The sequence below is a fragment of the Pseudomonas flavescens genome (assembly GCF_013408425.1).
GTDB lineage: Bacteria > Pseudomonadota > Gammaproteobacteria > Pseudomonadales > Pseudomonadaceae > Aquipseudomonas > Aquipseudomonas fulva_A.
Genome location: NZ_JACBYV010000001.1, coordinates 3381565 through 3400677 on the forward strand (window position 1 = coordinate 3381565; position 19113 = coordinate 3400677).

The 19113-nt window shown below is 64.2% G+C and carries 19 protein-coding genes; 13 read left to right on the forward strand and 6 right to left on the reverse strand.

The features are described 5' to 3' along the window. The first annotated feature begins 1 nt into the window (after nucleotide 1). Nucleotides 2-1249 (forward strand): CNNM domain-containing protein, encoded by a 1248-nt coding sequence (locus tag FHR27_RS15075; protein ID WP_042555416.1) that lies wholly within the window; start codon nucleotides 2-4, stop codon nucleotides 1247-1249. A gap of 38 nt (nucleotides 1250-1287) precedes the next feature. Here the strand turns inward: FHR27_RS15075 and purT are convergent, their stop codons facing one another. Further along, complete coding sequence (gene purT / locus FHR27_RS15080) at nucleotides 1288-2469, reverse strand: formate-dependent phosphoribosylglycinamide formyltransferase (protein WP_042555415.1); 1182 nt, start codon at nucleotides 2467-2469, stop codon at nucleotides 1288-1290. 296 nt (nucleotides 2470-2765) lie between these two features. On the opposite strand from purT, the gene FHR27_RS15085 reads away from it, so the two are divergent. Further along, nucleotides 2766-2930: a hypothetical protein gene (locus FHR27_RS15085; RefSeq protein ID WP_179538964.1), complete on the forward strand. Its 165-nt coding sequence runs from the start codon at nucleotides 2766-2768 to the stop codon at nucleotides 2928-2930. A gap of 22 nt (nucleotides 2931-2952) precedes the next feature. Here the strand turns inward: FHR27_RS15085 and moaE are convergent, their stop codons facing one another. The 4 genes from moaE to FHR27_RS15105 all read right to left on the reverse strand — a co-directional run bounded on the left by moaE (nucleotide 2953) and on the right by FHR27_RS15105 (nucleotide 5644). Beyond that, nucleotides 2953-3411 carry a molybdopterin synthase catalytic subunit MoaE gene (moaE, locus tag FHR27_RS15090; RefSeq protein WP_042555414.1) on the reverse strand — a complete coding sequence of 153 codons (459 nt, stop codon included), beginning with the start codon at nucleotides 3409-3411 and terminating at the stop codon, nucleotides 2953-2955. A gap of 1 nt (nucleotide 3412) precedes the next feature. Continuing rightward, nucleotides 3413-3655, reverse strand: coding sequence for a MoaD/ThiS family protein (locus FHR27_RS15095; RefSeq protein WP_042555413.1), 243 nt, complete (start codon nucleotides 3653-3655; stop codon nucleotides 3413-3415). Beyond that, nucleotides 3652-4131, reverse strand: a complete 480-nt coding sequence (moaC, locus tag FHR27_RS15100; protein ID WP_042555412.1) for a cyclic pyranopterin monophosphate synthase MoaC — start codon at nucleotides 4129-4131, stop codon at nucleotides 3652-3654. The genes FHR27_RS15095 and moaC overlap by 4 nt, the downstream gene beginning before the upstream one ends. Nucleotides 4132-4252: 121 nt before the next feature. Then, entirely contained in the window at nucleotides 4253-5644 is a 1392-nt protein-coding gene (locus tag FHR27_RS15105) for a PhoH family protein (protein ID WP_042555411.1), read from the reverse strand. A 406-nt stretch (nucleotides 5645-6050) separates the two neighbouring features. On the opposite strand from FHR27_RS15105, the gene yaaA reads away from it, so the two are divergent. The 7 genes from yaaA to FHR27_RS15140 all read left to right on the forward strand — a co-directional run bounded on the left by yaaA (nucleotide 6051) and on the right by FHR27_RS15140 (nucleotide 13321). After that, nucleotides 6051-6830 (forward strand): peroxide stress protein YaaA, encoded by a 780-nt coding sequence (gene yaaA / locus FHR27_RS15110; RefSeq protein ID WP_179538965.1) that lies wholly within the window; start codon nucleotides 6051-6053, stop codon nucleotides 6828-6830. 141 nt (nucleotides 6831-6971) lie between these two features. Further along, nucleotides 6972-7436: a hypothetical protein gene (locus FHR27_RS15115; RefSeq protein ID WP_042555409.1), complete on the forward strand. Its 465-nt coding sequence runs from the start codon at nucleotides 6972-6974 to the stop codon at nucleotides 7434-7436. 46 nt (nucleotides 7437-7482) lie between these two features. Next, nucleotides 7483-8313 carry an SDR family oxidoreductase gene (locus tag FHR27_RS15120; protein ID WP_179538966.1) on the forward strand — a complete coding sequence of 277 codons (831 nt, stop codon included), beginning with the start codon at nucleotides 7483-7485 and terminating at the stop codon, nucleotides 8311-8313. 56 nt (nucleotides 8314-8369) lie between these two features. Beyond that, nucleotides 8370-8756: a hypothetical protein gene (locus tag FHR27_RS15125; protein ID WP_042555407.1), complete on the forward strand. Its 387-nt coding sequence runs from the start codon at nucleotides 8370-8372 to the stop codon at nucleotides 8754-8756. A gap of 67 nt (nucleotides 8757-8823) precedes the next feature. Continuing rightward, on the forward strand, nucleotides 8824-10242 hold the full coding sequence (locus tag FHR27_RS15130) for a GGDEF domain-containing protein (RefSeq protein ID WP_052493838.1): 1419 nt from the start codon (nucleotides 8824-8826) through the stop codon (nucleotides 10240-10242). Between the two features lie 65 nt (nucleotides 10243-10307). Beyond that, nucleotides 10308-10541, forward strand: a complete 234-nt coding sequence (locus tag FHR27_RS15135) for a hypothetical protein (RefSeq protein ID WP_042555406.1) — start codon at nucleotides 10308-10310, stop codon at nucleotides 10539-10541. 146 nt (nucleotides 10542-10687) lie between these two features. Next, entirely contained in the window at nucleotides 10688-13321 is a 2634-nt protein-coding gene (locus tag FHR27_RS15140) for a DEAD/DEAH box helicase (RefSeq protein ID WP_179538967.1), read from the forward strand. 9 nt (nucleotides 13322-13330) lie between these two features. Here the strand turns inward: FHR27_RS15140 and FHR27_RS15145 are convergent, their stop codons facing one another. Next, complete coding sequence (locus FHR27_RS15145; protein ID WP_082045851.1) at nucleotides 13331-13804, reverse strand: phosphate-starvation-inducible protein PsiE; 474 nt, start codon at nucleotides 13802-13804, stop codon at nucleotides 13331-13333. A gap of 513 nt (nucleotides 13805-14317) precedes the next feature. Between FHR27_RS15145 and FHR27_RS15150 the strand changes: the two genes are divergently transcribed. The 4 genes from FHR27_RS15150 (at nucleotide 14318) to gcvP (ending at nucleotide 19031) form a co-directional block, all read left to right on the forward strand. Beyond that, nucleotides 14318-14581, forward strand: a complete 264-nt coding sequence (locus FHR27_RS15150) for a YebG family protein (protein ID WP_042555403.1) — start codon at nucleotides 14318-14320, stop codon at nucleotides 14579-14581. 106 nt (nucleotides 14582-14687) lie between these two features. Beyond that, nucleotides 14688-15491: a SirB1 family protein gene (locus tag FHR27_RS15155; protein WP_179538968.1), complete on the forward strand. Its 804-nt coding sequence runs from the start codon at nucleotides 14688-14690 to the stop codon at nucleotides 15489-15491. A gap of 294 nt (nucleotides 15492-15785) precedes the next feature. Beyond that, the gene (gene gcvH / locus FHR27_RS15160) at nucleotides 15786-16169 is read left to right on the forward strand and encodes a glycine cleavage system protein GcvH (protein WP_179538969.1); all 384 of its coding nucleotides are present in this window, start codon (nucleotides 15786-15788) and stop codon (nucleotides 16167-16169) included. Between the two features lie 9 nt (nucleotides 16170-16178). Then, nucleotides 16179-19031, forward strand: a complete 2853-nt coding sequence (gcvP, locus tag FHR27_RS15165) for an aminomethyl-transferring glycine dehydrogenase (protein WP_179538970.1) — start codon at nucleotides 16179-16181, stop codon at nucleotides 19029-19031. Nucleotides 19032-19113 lie beyond the last annotated feature (82 nt).

Here is a 19113-nt window from a genome sequence, read left to right on the forward strand (position 1 = left end):
CGTGGACACGCCCTCTCCCCTCGCCCAAGTGGCCGTACTACTTCTGCTGCTGGGCTGCGCCGCATTCTTCACCTGCGCGCGTACCGTGCTGTTCAGCCTCAATCGCTATCGCTTGCGCCACCGTGCCCGCCAGGGCCATCGCGCGGCTGCGCGGCTGATTCGCCTGCTGGACCAACCGCAACGCCTCTCCGCCACCCTGCGCATCGGTACCATCTGCAGCACCATGGCCGCCTCCGTGGCTGCCACCCTGCTCGCTCTGAGTCAGGGCGGTACCGCCACCCTGGCCATTTCACCGTTCCTGTTGACCCTGGCCGCGCTGATGCTGGCCCATCCGCTGGGGCGCGTGCTGGCCATTCTGCCGGCACCGCTGTTCGCCTACCCGGCAAGCCGCCCGCTGACACTGGTCAGCGCTGCGCTGTCACCGCTGACCAGCCTGCTGCTGAGCATCAGCCAGGCGCTGCGCAGCAGAATCGGCAAGCCCGCGCCTGGGCAGCACGATGACCTCAGCCTCGAGGAACTGCGCGGCGCGCTGCAGGCCGATGACCTGCCACTGCCCAGCGAGAGACGCGCCATGCTGCTGGGTGTGCTCGAGCTGGATCGGGTCAACGTCGACGACATCATGATTCCGCGCCACGAGGTCACCGGCATCGACCTGCACAGCGGCACGCCACTGGCCGAACAGATCCGCAATGCCTCGCACACCCGCCTGCCGGTGTATCGCGACAGCCTCAACCAGACCGAAGGCATCCTGCACATGCGGCGCCTGGCGGGCCGTGGCGAGTTGAACGAGAGCAGCCTGCTGCTGGCCTGCGACGCGCCGTACTTCGTACCGGAAGGGACGACCCTGGCCACCCAGCTGGTGAACTTCCAGCAGCACAAGTACCGCACCGGTATCGTCGTCGACGAATATGGCGAAGCCATGGGCATCGTCACCGTGGAAGACATTCTGGAAGAGATCGTCGGCGATCTGAGCACCGTGGAAACCGCCCACCCGAGCGAATTCCACCCCCTGGGGGACGGCACCTGGTCGATCAAGGGCAGCGCCTACATACGCGAAGTGAATCGCGGCCTGGGCTGGAGCCTGCCGGTCGATGGGCCGAAGACCGTCAATGGTCTGGTGACCGAAATACTGGAGAACATCCCGGACAGCGCCGTATGCCTGCAGGTCGGCCGCTACCGCCTGGAAATCCTCAAGGCCAGCGGCAGCCGGGTCCTCGAGGTACGGGCCTGGGAGGCCCGGCAGAGGTGAAGCAGCCAGCGGGAGCGATACTCCCGCTGGCCTTTTCCTTACAGCTCGACGCTCACCGCCTGTGCCGAACGCAGCGCCTTGGCGCGTGCGGCCTCCAGCGACTCGTCACGGGCCAGCGCCACGCCCATGCGGCGCTGACCACTGACTTCCGGCTTGCCGAACAGACGCAGTGCGGTATCCGGCTCGGTGAGCGCTGCGCCCAGGTTGCCGAAGCTGACCTGCTGCGACTCGCCTTCGACCAGAATAACCGCCGAGGCCGAGGGGCCGAACTGGCGGATCGCCGGGATCGGCAGGCCGAGAATGGCCCGCGCATGCAGAGCGAACTCGGACAGGTCCTGGGAGATCAGGGTAACCAGGCCGGTGTCATGAGGGCGCGGGGATATTTCGCAGAACCACACCTGATCGCCCTTGACGAACAGCTCCACGCCGAACAGGCCGCGCCCGCCCAGAGAACCGGTCACGGCCAGAGCGATGCGCTCGGCCTCGGCACGTGCCGCAGGGCTCATCGCCTGGGGCTGCCAGGACTCCTGGTAGTCGCCCTTCTCCTGACGGTGCCCGACCGGTGCACAGAACGTGGTGCCACCGACGTGGCGCACGGTCAGCAGAGTGATTTCGTAATCGAAGTCGATGAAGCCCTCGACGATCACCCGGCCCTTGCCGGCACGGCCACCAGCCTGGGCGTAATCCCAGGCCTTCTGCACGTCATCGGCGCCCTTGAGCACCGACTGGCCCTTGCCCGACGAACTCATGATCGGCTTGACCACGCAGGGGAACCCGATGGCGCTGACCGCGGCCTGGAACTCCTCGAGGGAATCGGCGAACTGATACGGCGAGGTCGGCACGCCCAGCTCTTCGGCGGCCAGGCGGCGGATGCCTTCACGGTTCATGGTCAGTTGCGCGGCACGGGCGCTGGGGATCACCGTGTAGCCTTCGTTCTCCAGCTCGACCAGCGTGGCGGTGGCGATCGCCTCGATCTCCGGCACGATGTAATGCGGCTTCTCCAGTTCGATCACAGCGCGCAACGCAGCGCCATCGAGCATGCTGATCACGTGGCTGCGATGCGCCACCTGCATGGCCGGAGCATTGGCATAACGGTCGACGGCGATGACTTCGACGCCGAGGCGCTGCAGCTCGATCACCACTTCCTTGCCGAGCTCACCCGAGCCACACAGCAACACACGGGTCGCGCTGGGCGACAGGGGGGTTCCGATACGGGGCATAACAGGATCCTTGGGTAGCAGGAGAATTCAGGCGGCGATTTTAATCACGGCAGGCGCCGACCGCGAACTAAATCGCTGCGCCGTCAATCGGCAAGGCCGCGCAAGGCTCCGGATCGCGGCACCGCGCCGGGCTCTGTCGACTGACGCTCTGGAGCACTATTGATCCCGCGAATTGCGCCGGATCAACGCGGCAAGGTCATCGCTCGTCTACGCTCAAAGTGGATGCCGCCGCTGCGTCAGTGACTGGCGCGGCGGCGCAGCTCCTGGCAGGCAAGACTTCCAGAGGAGGCATCGCCATGGACGCTTTCCACATCATGATCGTGATTCTGGTCAGCGGCTTTCTGCTGCTGGGAATCGGCTTCAACAACCGTGAGCAGGAATGGGGCATCTGGCTGACCGGCCTGGGCGCGCTGTCGATGTTCGCGCCACTGTTCTTCAAGGTGTTCATCGAGTTCGGCTGAGGCTTGCCGTTCGAAGCCCTGTTCAGTCGCCACTGCGCCAGCGCCGGGCGGATGCCTGGTCGCTCTCCCGTCCTTCGACCCAGCGCGGGCCGTCGGCGGTGTCCTCTTTCTTCCAGAACGGCGCCTGGGTCTTCAGGTAGTCCATGATGAACTCGCAGGCCTGGAACGCCGCCTGGCGATGGGCACTGGCCACGCCGACGAAGACGATCGGCTCGCCCGGCTCCAGCCGGCCGACCCGGTGAATCACCTCGACGCCCAGCAGCGGCCAGCGCGCGCGCGCCTGGGCTTCGATACCGGCCAGGGCCTTTTCCGTCATGCCGGGGAAATGCTCGAGAAACATCCCCGCCACGTCGCGGCCATCGTTGAAATCACGTACGTAACCCACGAAACAGGCCACCGCACCGACACCGGTATTGGCCGCATGCACGGCATTGGTCTCCAGCCCCGGATCGAAAACCGCCTGCTGTACGCGAATGCCCATCTCAGCCTCCGGTAACCGTGGGGAAGAACGCCACCGCATCGCCATCGGTCAGCGGCTCGCTCAGCGCGCAGAGCTCTTCATTGCGCGCGCACATCAGCCCACGCTCGGCGAGCACTTCCCACACCCCGCCGCGCGCCAGCAGGTGCTGACGCAGCTCGTCGAGTGTGGCAAAGCCGGGTTGCAGCTGCTCGGTGTCCAGGCCGAGGATTTCGCGATAACGGGCGAAGTACTGCACGCTGATCATCGCGCGTCCTCATCCGCCAGGAAGTGGCCGCTCTTGCCGCCGACCTTCTCCAGCAGGCGCACCTGCTCGATGACCATGCCGCGGTCCACCGCCTTGCACATGTCGTAGATCGTCAGCGCGGCGACGCTGGCAGCGGTGAGCGCTTCCATTTCCACCCCGGTCTGACCGGTGAGTTTGCAGCGGGCGCGAATCAGCACAGCGTCGTTACCGTCGGCCTGCAGCTCGACCTTGACGCTGGTCAGCATCAGCGGGTGGCACAGCGGAATCAGATCCGAGGTTTTCTTGGCAGCCTGAATACCGGCGATACGCGCTACGGCGAAAACGTCGCCCTTGGGATGTTCGCCGTCGACGATCATCTGCAGCGTCTCGGCACGCATGCGCACGCGCGCCTCGGCCACGGCTTCGCGAACGGTCTGCGCCTTGTCGCTGACGTCGACCATATTGGCGCGCCCCTGGGAGTCGAGATGGGTCAGCACGGGCAATCTCCGAATGAATGATGCGGAGATTGTAAGCCTCAACCCTCAGGCTTCAAGCCAAAAGAGCGTGACGAGGTTGCAGCTCTCGTCACGCCTGCCACTGGAGACAGGTTGCCTGCCGCTACATATGGCTTTCCGCGTACTCGGCGAGTATCGAGCGTGGAACGCCCTGCAGGGTGATATGCACGCCGTGCTCGAAGCCTTTGAACCGCTCGGTGAGGTAGGTCAGGCCTGAGCTGGGTGCCGACAGATAGGGCGTGTCGATCTGCGCCAGGTTGCCCAGGCAGATCACCTTGGAGCCACTGCCGGCGCGGGTGATGATGGTTTTCATCTGATGCGGGGTGAGATTCTGACACTCATCGATGAGGATCAGGCTCTGCTGGAAGCTGCGCCCGCGGATGTAGTTCAGGGATTTGAACTGCAACGGCACTTTCTGCAGGATGTAGTCGACGCTGCCGTGGGTGTTCTCGTCATCCATGTGCAGGGCTTCGAGGTTGTCGGTGATGGCGCCCAGCCAGGGCTCCATCTTCTCGGCCTCGGTACCCGGCAGGAAACCGATCTCCTGATCCAGCCCCTGTACCGAACGGGTGGCGATGATGCGCCGGTAGCGCTTGTTGACCATGGTCTGTTCGATGGCCGCCGCCAGGGCCAGGATGGTCTTGCCGGAGCCGGCGGCGCCGGTCAGGTTGACCAGGTGGATATCGGGGTCGAGCAGCGCATAGAGCGCCAGCGCCTGATAGATGTCCCGCGGTTTGAGGCCCCAGGCTTCCTGATGCAGCAGCGGTTCCTGATGCAGATCAAGAATCAGCAGTTCGCCACCCTCGGCCTCCTTGACCCAGCCGACGAAACCCTGCTCGTCGATGATGAATTCGTTGACGTTGACCCCCGGCAGTTCCTCGCTCAACTGCACGCGGTGCCAGGTGCGGCCATGGCCCTGACGGGTATCGACCTTGGCGACACGATCCCAGAAGGCGCCTTCGACATTGTGATAGCCCTTGGAGAGCAGCGAGATGTCGTCGACCAGTTGGTCGGTGTGGTAATCCTCGGAATCCAGACCGCAGCCACGCGCCTTCAGGCGCATGTTGATGTCCTTGGTCACCAGCACCACCGAGGTGCCCGGGCGGCGCGATTTCAGTTCGACCAGCTGGTTGATGATCTTGTTGTCGTTGAGGTCCTCCGGCAGCCAGGTGACGGGCGCCGCACTCTTGCTCATGAGAATCGACAGAAAGCCGCGAGGCTCGTTCTTGCCACGCTGGATCGGCACGCCGTGCTCGACCTCCTCGGGGCTGGCGCCATCGAGGATCTTGTCGATCAGACGGATCGCCTGGCGGCACTCGGCGGCCACCCCCTGCTTGCCGGTTTTCAGCTTGTCGAGCTCCTCCAGCACCGTCATCGGAATGGCGACGTGGTGTTCCTGAAAGTTGAGCAGCGCGTTGGGATCGTGAATCAGGACATTGGTGTCGAGGGCGTACAAGGTTGGGGCGGTGGGCTTGATGCGTCCGTGGTCATCCATACTCGTCACCTCTTGTCGGATCCAGCGACGGAATGCCAGGACGGCGCTCCGCCACACAGGGCCACCGACTCCCCGCCCGGGCGGAGAGGTGCAAACGATGAGGGCCGAGGGCCGCCACCTGTCTGCAGGGTTCGGCGGTCTTTCAAGGCGCGGCCTGCGACGGCGGATCATCATGATCGATTCGCTGCAGACCACAGTTCGTTGATACTCCAAAAAATGTGACAGGAAAATGATCTTTTCAGATTTTTGAAGTTTATTTTTCGCTTAGACGAATGACGCTTGGCGCTCGCGTCACTCACCGCTAAAGTCCTGAGTTCGACCACCGCGAATCCTGCCTCTCCCTGCCAGCTAACTGCTCCTGCCACCGAATCGGCTAGAATCGGCGCTCCGCTGAAGGAGACGACCTATGCTGATGGTGATTTCACCCGCCAAGACCCTGGATTACGACACCGCGCCGGTGACGTCACGCTTCACCCAACCCGAGTTCCTCGAGCACTCCCAGGAACTCGTCGCCCAGCTACGCGAATTCTCCCCCGCGCAGATCGCCGAGCTGATGCACCTGTCGGACAAGCTCGCCGGCCTCAATGCCGCACGCTTCGGCAGTTGGACGCCAGCCTTCGACACGCAGAACGCCAAGCAGGCCCTGCTGGCCTTCAAGGGCGACGTGTACACCGGCCTGGATGCGCAAAGCTTCGCGGAGGCGGATTTCGATTTCGCCCAGCAGCACCTGCGCATGCTTTCCGGCCTGTACGGTCTGCTGCGCCCGCTGGACCTGATGATGCCCTATCGCCTGGAGATGGGGACCAAGCTGGCCAACGCCCGCGGCAAGGACCTCTACGCCTTCTGGGGCGAGCACATCAGCCAGTGGCTGAACGAAGCGCTGCAGGCGCAGGGCGACGACGTGCTGCTCAACCTGGCCTCCAACGAGTACTTCGGCGCGGTCAAGCGCAAGGTGCTCAAGGCGCGCATCATCGATACCGAATTCAAGGACCTGAAGAACGGCCAGTACAAGATCATCAGCTTCTACGCCAAGAAGGCCCGCGGCCTGATGGCTCGCCACGTGATCAGAGAGCGCCTGAAGGACCCGAAGGACCTCAAGGACTTCAACGACCAGGGCTACCGCTTCTCGGCCAAGGACTCCAGCGCCGACAAGCTGGTATTCCTGCGCGACCACGCCCCGGAGTGATAGGGGCTGTTCCCGTTTCACGCACGGCCGCGCTGAAACGGGAACAAACCTTACGTGGAAACATCCGCCAACCCCTGCGCGCGTGCCGAGGCAGCCACGCTTGTGTAGGATTGGCCAACATTCGACGATCAAGGTCCCGCGATGATTTTCGGCGCGATTCTGGTGCTCAGCTGGTTCATCCTGCTGATCCGCTACCCGGCCAAGGCCCTGCCCATATCCCTCGCCGCGCTGGTCGGCCTGGGGCTGGTCTCGAGCTGGGTGCTGTGGCAGGAGAGCCGCGAGAATCGCCACCTGGCTCACCTCGAGCTGCGCCTGGCTTACACGCCGCAAAGCTGTCCGGCAGATCGCCCGCTGGGCCTGCACCTGCACAACGGCAGCGAAGCCGCCCTGCTGGAGTTGCGCTGGCAGGTAGCCGCTTATCGCCCGGGCGACAGCGTCAACCTGGCGCAGCGGCTTTACGAGACCCCGCGCTACAGCGGCCCCGGCGAATTGCTGCCGGGCGCCGACTGGCAAACCTGCCTGCCCCTGCCTACCCTGCGTAGCGGCTACCGCGCCAGCACGTTGGAGTTTCGCGCCGAACAGCTGCAAGGTACGTTCAGTCGCTGACCGACACCTGAAAAGATCCAGATAACAACAAGCACAAGGATTCCCCATGAGCCACCCCACGGTTCTGATCACCGGCTGCTCCAGCGGCATCGGCCGCGCACTGGCCGACACCTTTGCGCAGCAGGGCTACCAGGTCTGGGCCAGCGCCCGCAAGGAGGAAGACGTGGCGCGCCTGAGCGCGGCGGGCTTCAACGCCGTGCAACTGGACGTGGACGACGCCGCCGCAGTCGAACGGCTGGCCGCGACGCTCGAGCAACGCATCGGCGGCCTGGACGTACTGATCAACAACGCCGGCTACGGCGCCATGGGCCCGCTGCTCGATGGCGGCGCCACGGCGCTGCGCCGACAGTTCGAAACCAATGTGTTCGCCATCGTCAGCGTGACCCGGGCGCTGTTCCCGATACTGCGCCGCAACAAGGGGCTGGTGGTGAACATCGGCAGTGTCTCTGCCGTGCTGGTCACCCCGTTCGCCGGCGCCTACTGCGCCTCCAAGGCTGCCGTACACGCGCTCAGCGATGCCCTGCGCCTGGAGCTGGCGCCTTTCGGTGTAGGCGTGCTGGAGGTGCAGCCCGGCGCCATCGAGTCGAGCTTCGGCACTCACGCCAGCCGTCAGGCCGAGCAGCTGATCGGCGAGCGCTCGCCCTGGTGGCCCATGCGTGACGGCATCCGTGCCCGCGCCATGGCTTCCCAGGACAATCCGACCCCTGCCAGCCACGTCGCTCGCAATGTGTTCGCCGCCGTGAACGGCGGCAAGCGGCCACGGGTGCTCCGCATCGGCAATGGCAGCCGCGCACTGCCGCTGCTCGCCGCCCTGCTGCCCGGCGCGCTGCTCGATCGCATACTGAGCCGCCGCTTCGGCCTGGATCGCGCCTTGTAGAACCCGGCTCCAGCGACGAGACTCAGGCTTCATCCTTTGCACCGAGCCGTGCCGCCATGCCTCCATCCCATGCTTCCGTCGCCATGACCCGCTATGCCGTGATCGGCGTGGTCGCAGCCGTCCTGCTCAACCTGCTGCTGCGCAGCTTCGTGAAACTCGGCGGCGTGCTGGCCACTCTGGTGATCGCCGCCAGCGTGGCGGCGATCATGGCCCTTCTGTTCGCCTGGCAGCAGCGCCGCCCACCAACCCGCGGTGAACGTCGCCGCCTGGTCTGGCTGTACGGCGGCATGCTGGCGCTGCTGTATGCCGGCCTGCTGACCATGATGACGCTGCAGGACGACCCCAATCCCATGGGTGTGGTGATCTTCGCGCTGCACTACCTGAGCTATCCGCTGCTCGCCCAGATGCTGTTCTCCGAGCGAATCTTCAAACGTATGCCGTGAGCGGAGGGCACTTGCGGGCAAATCGCTGCTCTACACTCGATACGAAATCAGCCCGATCGGACATTCGATGAGAACCAGCAGGCACATCAGGACCCAGGAGCGACGCATCATTCTGGCGCTGCTCGCCGCACTCCTGGCGGTGCAGGTCATCATCTACCTGGTCAGTGTGCGCACCAACCGCAACATCGTCGAAGAAACCATCAACACCAGCCTGGAGACCACCGCCCAGGTGGTCGACCAGTTGCTCGAGCTGCGCCATCGGCAACTCGGTCAGGGCGCCGCCGTTCTGGCGGCCGACTACGGCCTCAAGGAGGCCATCGCCATCGGTGAGCGCGCGACCATCGAATCCATGCTGCAGAATCACGGCAGACGCCTGCAGGCCGATATCGCCGTACTCAACAGCCTCGACCGGCAATTGATCGCCAGCGTGCCCAGCGAGCTGCAGCAGGCCGACATCGTTCCCCTGCTCAAGGCCGCGGCGCAATCCGGCGGTACCGACGGGCAGTTGCCCATCACCCTGCTGCGCAGCCAGAGCGGCGTGCTCTATCAATTGATCCACAGCGTGGTGAGCATGCCCACGCCACAGGCCGAGCTCACCCTGGGCTTCGCCATCGACGACGACCTCGCAGAGGATCTGAAGCGGGTCACCGACACCGAGTTCGTCATCCTCTCGCGCGGCGAGAACGGTGCCTGGCAGTTGCATGGCGACACCCTGAACAGCACCTTCGACCGCCTGCTCGGTAACCCCGCCGCGCTGATCGATGGCGCAAGCTGGACGCTGCAAGACGCCGACAACGAATACCTGATGCGTTCGGTGTCGCTCAGCAACGTCAATGCCCAGGGCGCCAGCGAGGTACTGCTGATCATGGGCAAGTCGCTGGGACAGACCATGGCTGCCTACGCGCGCATCGAGACCTTCCAGCGCTATCTGCTGCTGGCCAGTCTGCTGCTGTCGGCCCTGGTGGTGCTGCTGATCAGCCGCCACCTGCTACGCCCGCTGAATACCCTGGCTCACCTTGACCCACTGACCGACCTGCCGAACCGCCGGCTCTTCGATCACAGCGTCGCCAATGCGCTCACGTCCAAAGGCCGCAGCACACCGTTCGCGCTGATGATGATCGACCTCGATCACTTCAAGCAGATCAATGACCGCTACGGCCACGCCGCAGGCGATGAGGTGCTCAAGGTCAGTGCCCGGCGCCTGCGCGGCCTGCTGCGGCGCATCGACATGCCGGCACGCCTGGGCGGCGACGAGTTCGCCGCCCTGCTCCCCGGCCTCGACCGTGCAGCAGCGATTCGCCTGGGCCAACGTATCGAGGAAGCCCTCAGCGAACCGATCACCTTCAACCAGCAGACATTGCAGATCGGCATCAGCATCGGTATCGCCATCGCCCCCGAGGACGGCCAAACCGCCAGCGACCTGCTGCGCATGGCAGACGCCGAGATGTACGCCGACAAGGCCCAGCGCGAGAACGAATCGGTCTGAAAGGTCGAACAGACCTCTTCCAGCCGGGTCGCACCTCAAGTCCCTGCTGATAAACGAGCGCATTCATGGAATACATCGACTGGCTGCAATGGCCAGCCATGCTGGTTACCGTCGCTGCGGCCTGGCTGGTCGCATCGAAGCAGCGCCAACGCCGTAACCTGGGTTTCTGGGTGTTCATGGCCAGCAACCTGCTGTGGATCGCCTGGGGCCTCTACAGTCATGCCTACGCATTGATCGTGCTGCAACTGTGCCTGGCGGCCATGAACATTCGCGGTGCGATCAAGACCGAAGAGCAATGAACCGTGCCACGGTAGAGCACCTGCCGCAGGCGCATTGGCCGCACAGGTGCTGCCAATCCCGCTCAGGCTATGAGACCATCGGCGGCTTGCCACCGTATTCATCCTGCCATGCCGAACCCTGCCTTTGACCCCGGAGAGCTCGTCTGATGCCAGACATCCTGCACCTGCAGCAGGCCGACTGGCGCGGCGATTTCGATGACGGCGCGCTGCGCCGCGGTCAGGACTATGCCAAGCGCGGGCTCAGCCGCCTGCTCAGCCTCAAGGATCTCAGCCTGCTCGCCAGTTGCCTGGGCAGTGGCGAGCGACCTTACCAGCAGCGCATCACCCTGCACCCCTACGGCCAGGGCTGGGGGGTGACCGGGCATTGCAGCTGCCCGGTTGGCTTCAACTGCAAGCACGTCGCCGCCGCTCTGCTCACGCTCGAAGCCCGCCAGCGTTCCGGCGAGGACCTCGGCTCGTTGATCGTCGTCGAAAAGCCCATGGAAGAAACCCGCATCGACGATGTGCCGCCGATACCGGTGCTGACCCTCGGCAGCCACGTGCGCGTGCACTTCGATGCGCGCAAGGGACGCATGCTGGAGCAGACCCAGCACCGCGCAGCGCTGGCCTTCGACTATCAGGGCCACAGCGCCGCTGGCAAACCGGTCAAGGACCTGCTGTATCGCCTGGGCCCGACCCATCAGTTGCGCATCGTGCGTGACGGCGCCCGCGAAGCCGAGCTGCGTCATCGCCTGGAAGAAGGCGGCCTGCGCACGGCCCTGCGGCAGAGCGAGGCACTCGCCCAGCATCCTGGCGAACACTTCGAACTGCAGGGCGACGCGGCCTGGCTGGCCTTCATGCAGCAGCAGGTCCCGGCCTTGCGCGAAGAGGGTTGGCGCGTCGAGGTGCAACCCGACTTCCAGTACAACCTGGCACAGATCGACGACTGGTACGCCGATGTCGACGAGGTACCCGAGCAGGGCTGGTTCGACCTGGAGCTGGGGATCGAAGTGGAGGGTCAGCGCATCAGCCTGCTGCCCATCCTGCTCCAGGCCATTCGGCGCACGCCCTGGCTGCTTTCCGGCGAAGCACTTGCACAGCGCCAGGATGGAGAAATGCTGCTGGTCACCCTGCCCCACAGCCAGCGTCGCGTTGCCCTGCCCTATGCACGGCTCAAGCCGCTGCTGGCAGCGCTCGGTGAGCTGTTCATCGGTGATGGCGAAGACATCGGCACCCGGGTGCGTCTGCCCCGTGCCGATGCGACACGCCTCAATGTCCTGCAGCAGGGCCCGGCGCTGAACTGGCAGGGTGGCGCCGATCTGCGCGATTTCGCCCAGCGTCTGCAGCACACCACGCTGCAGACGGTCAGCGCTCCGGATGGCCTGGCGGCACAACTGCGTCCCTACCAGTTGCAGGGGCTGGGCTGGATGCAGGCCCTGGCCGAACTGAAGGTCGGCGGCGTGCTGGCCGACGACATGGGCCTTGGCAAGACCCTGCAGACCCTGGCGCATATCCTTCTGGAAAAACAGAACGGCCGCCTGCAGCAACCGGCCCTGATCGTCATGCCCACCAGCCTGATCCCCAACTGGCAGGATGAAGCCGCGCGGTTCGCGCCGAGCCTCAAGGTGCTGGCCTTGCACGGTGCAAAGCGCCGCAGCCAGTTCAAGCTGATCGCCGAACACGACATCGTGCTCACCACCTATGCCCTGCTGCCCCGTGACCTCAAGACGCTGACCGCGCAACGCTTCCATCTGCTGATCCTCGACGAAGCCCAGAGCATCAAGAACCCGCGCAGCAAGGCGGCTCTTGCCGCTGGCCAGATCAACGCGCAACAGCGTCTGTGCCTCAGTGGTACGCCGCTGGAAAACCACCTGGGCGAGCTCTGGTCGCTGTTCAATTTCCTGATGCCGGGCTGGCTCGGCGACAGCAAGAGCTTCACCCGCGACTACCGTACGCCCATCGAAAAGCATGGCAACGAACAGCGTCTGGCGCATCTGCGTGGGCGCATCAAACCCTTCGTGCTGCGTCGCAAGAAGGAACAGGTGGCCCGCGAGCTGCCACCGAAGACCGAGATCACCCAGTGGGTGGAACTGACCCCGGCACAGCGCGACCGCTACGAGATTCTGCGCCTGGCCATGGACCGCAAGGTGCGTGAGGAAATCACCCGCCAGGGCCTGGCCCGCAGCCAGATCGTGATCCTCGAGGCGTTGCTGCGTTTGCGCCAGGTGTGTTGCGACCTGCGCCTGCTCGACGAAGCGCCGGAAGAACTGAGCAGCGCCGACTCCGGCAAGCTCGGCAGCCTGCTGGAGATGCTCGAAGCGCTGATTGGCGAAGGCCGTCGGGTGCTGCTGTTCTCCCAGTTCACTTCGATGCTGGCGCTGATCGAGGCCGAGCTGCAGGCCCGCGGTATCGCCTATGCCAAGCTGACCGGCAGCACCCGAGATCGCCGCACGCCGGTACAGCAGTTCCAGGCGGGGCAGTTTCCGGTCTTTCTGATCAGCCTCAAGGCAGGCGGCTCGGGCCTCAACCTCACCGCGGCCGACACGGTGATCCACTTCGACCCCTGGTGGAACCCCGCAGCGGAGGCCCAGGCCAGCGATCGTGCCTACCGGATCGGCCAGGACAAGCCGGTGTTCGTCTACAAGCTGATCGCCCGTGGCAGCGTCGAGGAGAAGATCCAGCAACTGCAGCACGCCAAGGCCAGCCTGGCCCACGGCCTGCTGGAAGAAGGCGGCAGCCAGGCGCAATGGCAACTCAGCGAGGACGACCTGCAGGCACTGTTCGCCCCGCTGAGTGACTGACAGGCGTCACTACTTCTCCGAGTAGTTGTCGCCGACCACTTCGCCGCTCGAGTCGATGGCCTTGCTGGACGGAAACTTGTAGGACGCGAAGCGCACCGCCAGCACCGACAGCGCCAGGAAGAAGATACCGCCACACAGGTACAGCAGGCCGATATCCGGCGCCTTGTGGTGGGACACGTCACCGATCAGAAGTCGGGTAAGCGCCGTGATCGCGATGTACAACAGAAACCTTATCGGGAGATGGTTCGTTTTAAAGTAGATCCCTACCATCGCCCCAAGCTCCAGGTAGATGAATAGAAGCAAGATGTCGTCTACGCTGGCATGGCGTGCTTCCACCATGTCCATGAAAGCCATGACCGAAGCCCATGCGGTAGCGGCACCGATGGCGAATAGCCCCATGTAATGGAACCCTTCGACAAAAAGGTTCCCTATCGAATTAGCCTGCTTGTGCATGCGTTCCCTGCTGCGATCTGCCCATTTCACAAAGACTCCCCTCCCCTACCATTCAAAATTCGATGATGCCAGAGATCTCAAGCGATCAGATGACTACCTTGTAGTACGTACTGGTTTGTTGGTCTTTAAATTAGGTGTTGACCATTTCCCCCAGCGCCAGGCCCAGGTAGTGGAGGCCCTCGACGAACAGCGAGCGAGTTCGCGCCCTTGTGCATCTGCTTGCGGCTGTTATCCAACCACTCCATACCCTTTCCCTCTACACGATTCATGCAGCCGAACGCCGCCATGATTGCGCGTCTGCATGACACTTCCATGCAGGAACGAGACCAGCGAAGCTGGCCTGCAGCGCCTGCCGTGGCACAGAGAAGCCCGCCGTCGGCGAAAAGGCACGGATGCGACGGTTCGCAGCGCGTGCCAAGATGCCGCGCACACCGGCAATCATGTTTACCCTGTTCAAATGCAGCAAGGTTCATTATGCTTGCCGAAACTGTATGTATGAACAGTATATTTTCAACCATTAGCGTGAAGGCGTAGAGGTGATGAATGGCCGTCGAAGTGGTGTACCGCAGCAGTCGCGATCCGGAGCGTTTATTCATGGATAAAGCCGAAGCCGACCGTCACGACAAGATGCTGGAACTGGCAGAACTGCTCAGCGAGGTACTGCAGAAGGCGGTACCGTCCCTCAGCGAGGAACAGGGCGAAGAGCTGGGCATCTACATGGCCAGAAACCGCGATGTGTTCGCCAAGGCCTTCAAGAACCAGCCCGATGCCCTCGGCGAACTGGGTAACGAAGCCCAGGCGGAATGATCGGCGGGCGGCGCCGTACAAATCGCCGGCAACATATCCGCGGCCTTCAGCTCTAGACGTCAGGCGCGCGCACGGTTAAAACAGAGGTCACCCACGGGAGGTGACCATGAGTGCGCGCGACCACTGCCTTGCCTGTCTGAACACCGAGCAGCCGGCGCTCTTCGAAGCGGCCTTGTGGGTCGCTGCCGAACATGACATGGCCGTGCAACCCAAGCTGATCGTCAGCGAGCTCGACGGCTTGAAGCACCAGGTCGATGCAGGCCTCCCCAACCTCCCCCCGCAGGAGCTCGCGCAGCCTTTGTTGCGCCGCCTCAACGACCTGAACTTCCACGAAGATGACGACAACCCGGTGCGGCCACAGGCAGCGCTGCTGCACAAGGTGCTGCTGCGCCGTCGTGGCCAGCCCCTGAGCATCGCACTGATCGCCCTGGAGCTGGCGCGGCGTCTGGGCATCCCTTTGCAGGGCGTCAATTTCCCTGGCTACTTCCTGTTGCGAGTTCCCGGTGCCGACCACCTGCTCGACCCCTGTGGCGGGCGGCGCCTGTATACCCGCGACTGTCGTGAGCTGCTGCTGCGCTACATCGGCCCGCAGGCCCAGCTGAGTGCCGAACACATGCTCGCCTGCGATGCCCGCAGCATGATCGTGCGCCTGTCACGCAACCTGCGCTATCTGCATGTGCAGGACGAGGACTACCTGTCCGCCCTGAAAGACGCCGAGCGCGTGTTGCAACTGGCGCCTCCCAACGTCAGTGATCATCTGGCCCGAGCCGAGCTCTACCAGCGCCTCGATTGCCCACAGGCGGAGCGTTTCGATGTCCAGCGTGCCCTGCTGCTGTGCGACGACCCGGCGCTGCACGTCCGCCTGGGCGATCGCCTGCGCCAGTTGAGCGCAGGTACCGCCCTGCACTGACTCCGCCTCCGCCGCCCGATTGCGGGCGCCTGCGCCACATGTATCGTTTTAAATACAACGTATCGAATACGACACGGAGTTTGTCAGCTGCGACATTCGGGGCCTTGCCGTGGGCTGGGGCTTAAAGACGGAACACTGCGTATCGAAATCGATACAAATCGTCGCCTCACACCCAATTAAAAACATTAAGCCATTGATTTATATATAAAAAATAAACTGGCACCTAGTTTGCTAATGGCTCTACCCATTAGCTGCGCCCACACAGATGGGCACGAAAACCACCAAGGAGTCCCCATGAGCGAATTGCGTTTTACCGTCGAGCACGAATGGCTGCGTCAGGAGGCCGATGGGCTGGTCACCGTGGGCATCACCGCCTACGCTCAAGACGCACTGGGTGACGTGGTATTCGTGCAGTTGCCCGACCTGCAGGCCTACACCGCCGGTGAAGAAGTGGCCGTGCTGGAATCGGTGAAGGCAGCGAGCAACATCGGCATGCCGCTCGACGGCGAAGTGGTCGAAGTGAACGCCGACCTCGAGGCCAGCCCCGAGCTGGTCAACGCCGAACCGCTGGGACAGGGCTGGTTCTTCCGCTTCCGCCCAAGCAACGCAGAGGCGCTGGCCGGCCTGCTCGATCAGGACGCCTACGAGCGCCTGCTCAACGCCAAAGCCGACGCCTGAGAGAAAACCATGACCGACTTGACCACCCGCAACGAATTCATCGCACGCCATATCGGCCCACGCGACCAAGATACCGCTGCCATGCTCGAAACCCTCGGTTTCAGCGACCTCGACGCACTGACCGCCAGCGTCATTCCCGGCAGCATCAAGGGCACCAGCGTGCTGCCTGCTGGCGACGGCCAGAGCGAAGCCGATGCGCTGGCCGCCATCAAGGCCATCGCCGCCAGGAACCAGCTGTTTCGCAACTACATCGGCCAGGGTTACTACGGCACGCACACCCCCTCGCCGATCCTGCGCAACCTGCTGGAAAACCCGGCCTGGTACACCGCCTACACGCCTTACCAGCCGGAGATATCCCAGGGCCGCCTGGAGTCGCTGCTGAACTTCCAGACCCTGATCAGCGATCTCACCGGCCTGCCGATCGCCAACGCCTCGCTGCTCGACGAAGGCACCGCCGCCGCCGAAGCCATGACCTTCTGCAAGCGGCTGTCGAAGAACAAGGCCGCCAACGCCTTCTTCGCCTCCCAGCACTGTCACCCGCAGACCCTCGACGTGCTGCGTACCCGCGCCGAGCCGCTGGGCATCGAAGTGGTGGTCGGTGACGAGACCGCCATCGACGACGCCAGCGCCTTCTTTGGCGCTCTGCTGCAATACCCGGCGAGCAATGGCGACATCTTCGATTACCGCGACGTGGTCGAGCGTTTCCACGGCGCCAACGCCCTGGTGGCCGTGGCAGCCGATCTGCTGGCCCTGACCCTGCTGCAGGCGCCTGGCGAGTTCGGTGCCGACGTGGCGCTGGGCAGCGCGCAACGTTTCGGCGTGCCGTTGGGCTTCGGTGGCCCGCATGCCGCCTATTTCGCTACCCGTGACGCGTTCAAGCGCGACATGCCGGGCCGCCTGGTCGGCCTCTCGGTGGACCGCTTCGGCAACCCGGCCCTGCGCCTGGCCATGCAGACCCGCGAACAGCATATCCGCCGCGAGAAGGCCACCAGCAACATCTGCACCGCTCAGGTGCTGCTGGCCAATATCGCCGCCATGTACGCCGTCTACCATGGCCCGCAGGGGCTCACCCGGATCGCCCAGCGCGTCCACCAACTGACGCTGATCTTCGCCCGCGGCCTGCAGGCGCTCGGTATGCAGATCGAACAACGGGCCTTCTTCGACACCCTCACCCTGCAAAGTGGCGAGCGGACCGCGGCACTGCACCAGAAAGCCCGTGCAGCCGGCATCAACCTGCGCGAAGTGGACGCCGGGCGTATCGGCCTGTCGTTCGACGAAACCACCACTCAGGCGGATATCGAGCAACTCTGGACCCTGTTCGCCGATGGCAAACCCCTGCCGGACTTCGCGGCCCTGGCCAAGACGGACGACACCGGCCTGCCCGCTGCGCAACTGCGTCAGTCGGCGATTCTCGAGCACCCGGTATTCAACCGCTACCACTCGGAAACCGAGCTGATGCGCTACCTGCGCAAGCTCGCCGACAAGGACCTGGCCCTGGACCGCAGCATGATCCCGCTGGGCTCCTGCACCATGAAGCTCAACGCGGCCAGCGAGATGATTCCCGTCACCTGGGCGGAATTCGGCAACCTGCATCCCTTCGCCCCTGCCGAGCAGAGCGCCGGCTATCAGCAACTGACCGACGAGCTGGAAGCCATGCTCTGCGCTGCCACCGGCTACGACGCCGTATCGCTGCAGCCCAATGCCGGCTCCCAGGGTGAATACGCCGGCCTGCTGGCTATCCGCGCCTACCACCACAGCCGCGGCGACGACAAGCGCGACATCTGCCTGATCCCGCAATCGGCCCACGGCACCAACCCGGCCACCGCCCATATGGCCGGCATGCGCGTGGTCGTCACCGCCTGCGACGCTCGCGGCAACGTCGACATCGCCGATCTGCGCGCCAAGGCCGAGCAGCACCGCGATCAGCTTGCAGCGATCATGATCACCTACCCGTCCACCCACGGGGTGTTCGAGGAAGGCATTCGCGAGATCTGCGCCATCGTCCACGACAACGGCGGTCAGGTGTACATCGACGGCGCCAACATGAACGCCATGGTCGGCCTCTGTGCGCCCGGCAAGTTCGGCGGCGACGTCTCCCACCTCAACCTGCACAAGACCTTCTGCATTCCCCATGGCGGTGGCGGCCCGGGTGTCGGCCCGATCGGCGTGAAGTCCCACCTGGCGCCTTTCCTCCCCGGTCACGCCCACATGCAGCGCAAGGAAGGCGCGGTCAGTGCCGCGCCATTCGGCAGCGCCAGCATCCTGCCGATCACCTGGATGTACATCCGCATGATGGGCGGTACCGGCCTGCGCCTGGCGTCGCAGATGGCGATCCTCAATGCCAACTACATCGCCCGTCGCCTGGAAGAGCACTACCCGGTGCTGTACAGCGGTGAAGGCGGCCTGGTGGCCCACGAGTGCATCCTCGATCTGCGCCCGCTCAAGGACAGCAGCGGCATCAGCGTCGACGACGTGGCCAAGCGCCTGATCGACTTTGGCTTCCATGCCCCCACCATGTCCTTCCCGGTGGCTGGCACGCTGATGATCGAGCCGACCGAAAGCGAGTCCAAGCAAGAGCTGGATCGCTTCTGCGACGCCATGATCGCCATTCGCGAGGAAATTCGTGCGGTCGAACGCGGCGAGCTGAATGTCGACGACAACCCGCTGAAGAATGCCCCGCACACCGCCGCCGAACTGGTGGGTGAGTGGACGCATTCGTACAGCCGCGAGCAGGCGGTCTTCCCGACCCGCAGTCTGATCGACGGCAAATACTGGCCGCCGGTAGGCCGGGTCGACAACGTGTTCGGCGACCGCAATCTGGTCTGTGCCTGCCCCCCCATCGAGGCTTATCAGGACGCCTGATCGCGCCGGGCTGCCGAACGCTTCGGCAGCCCCCCTTATGCCCGCACGCGATTGCGGGCCGCTCACGACCTACACAGGAGAG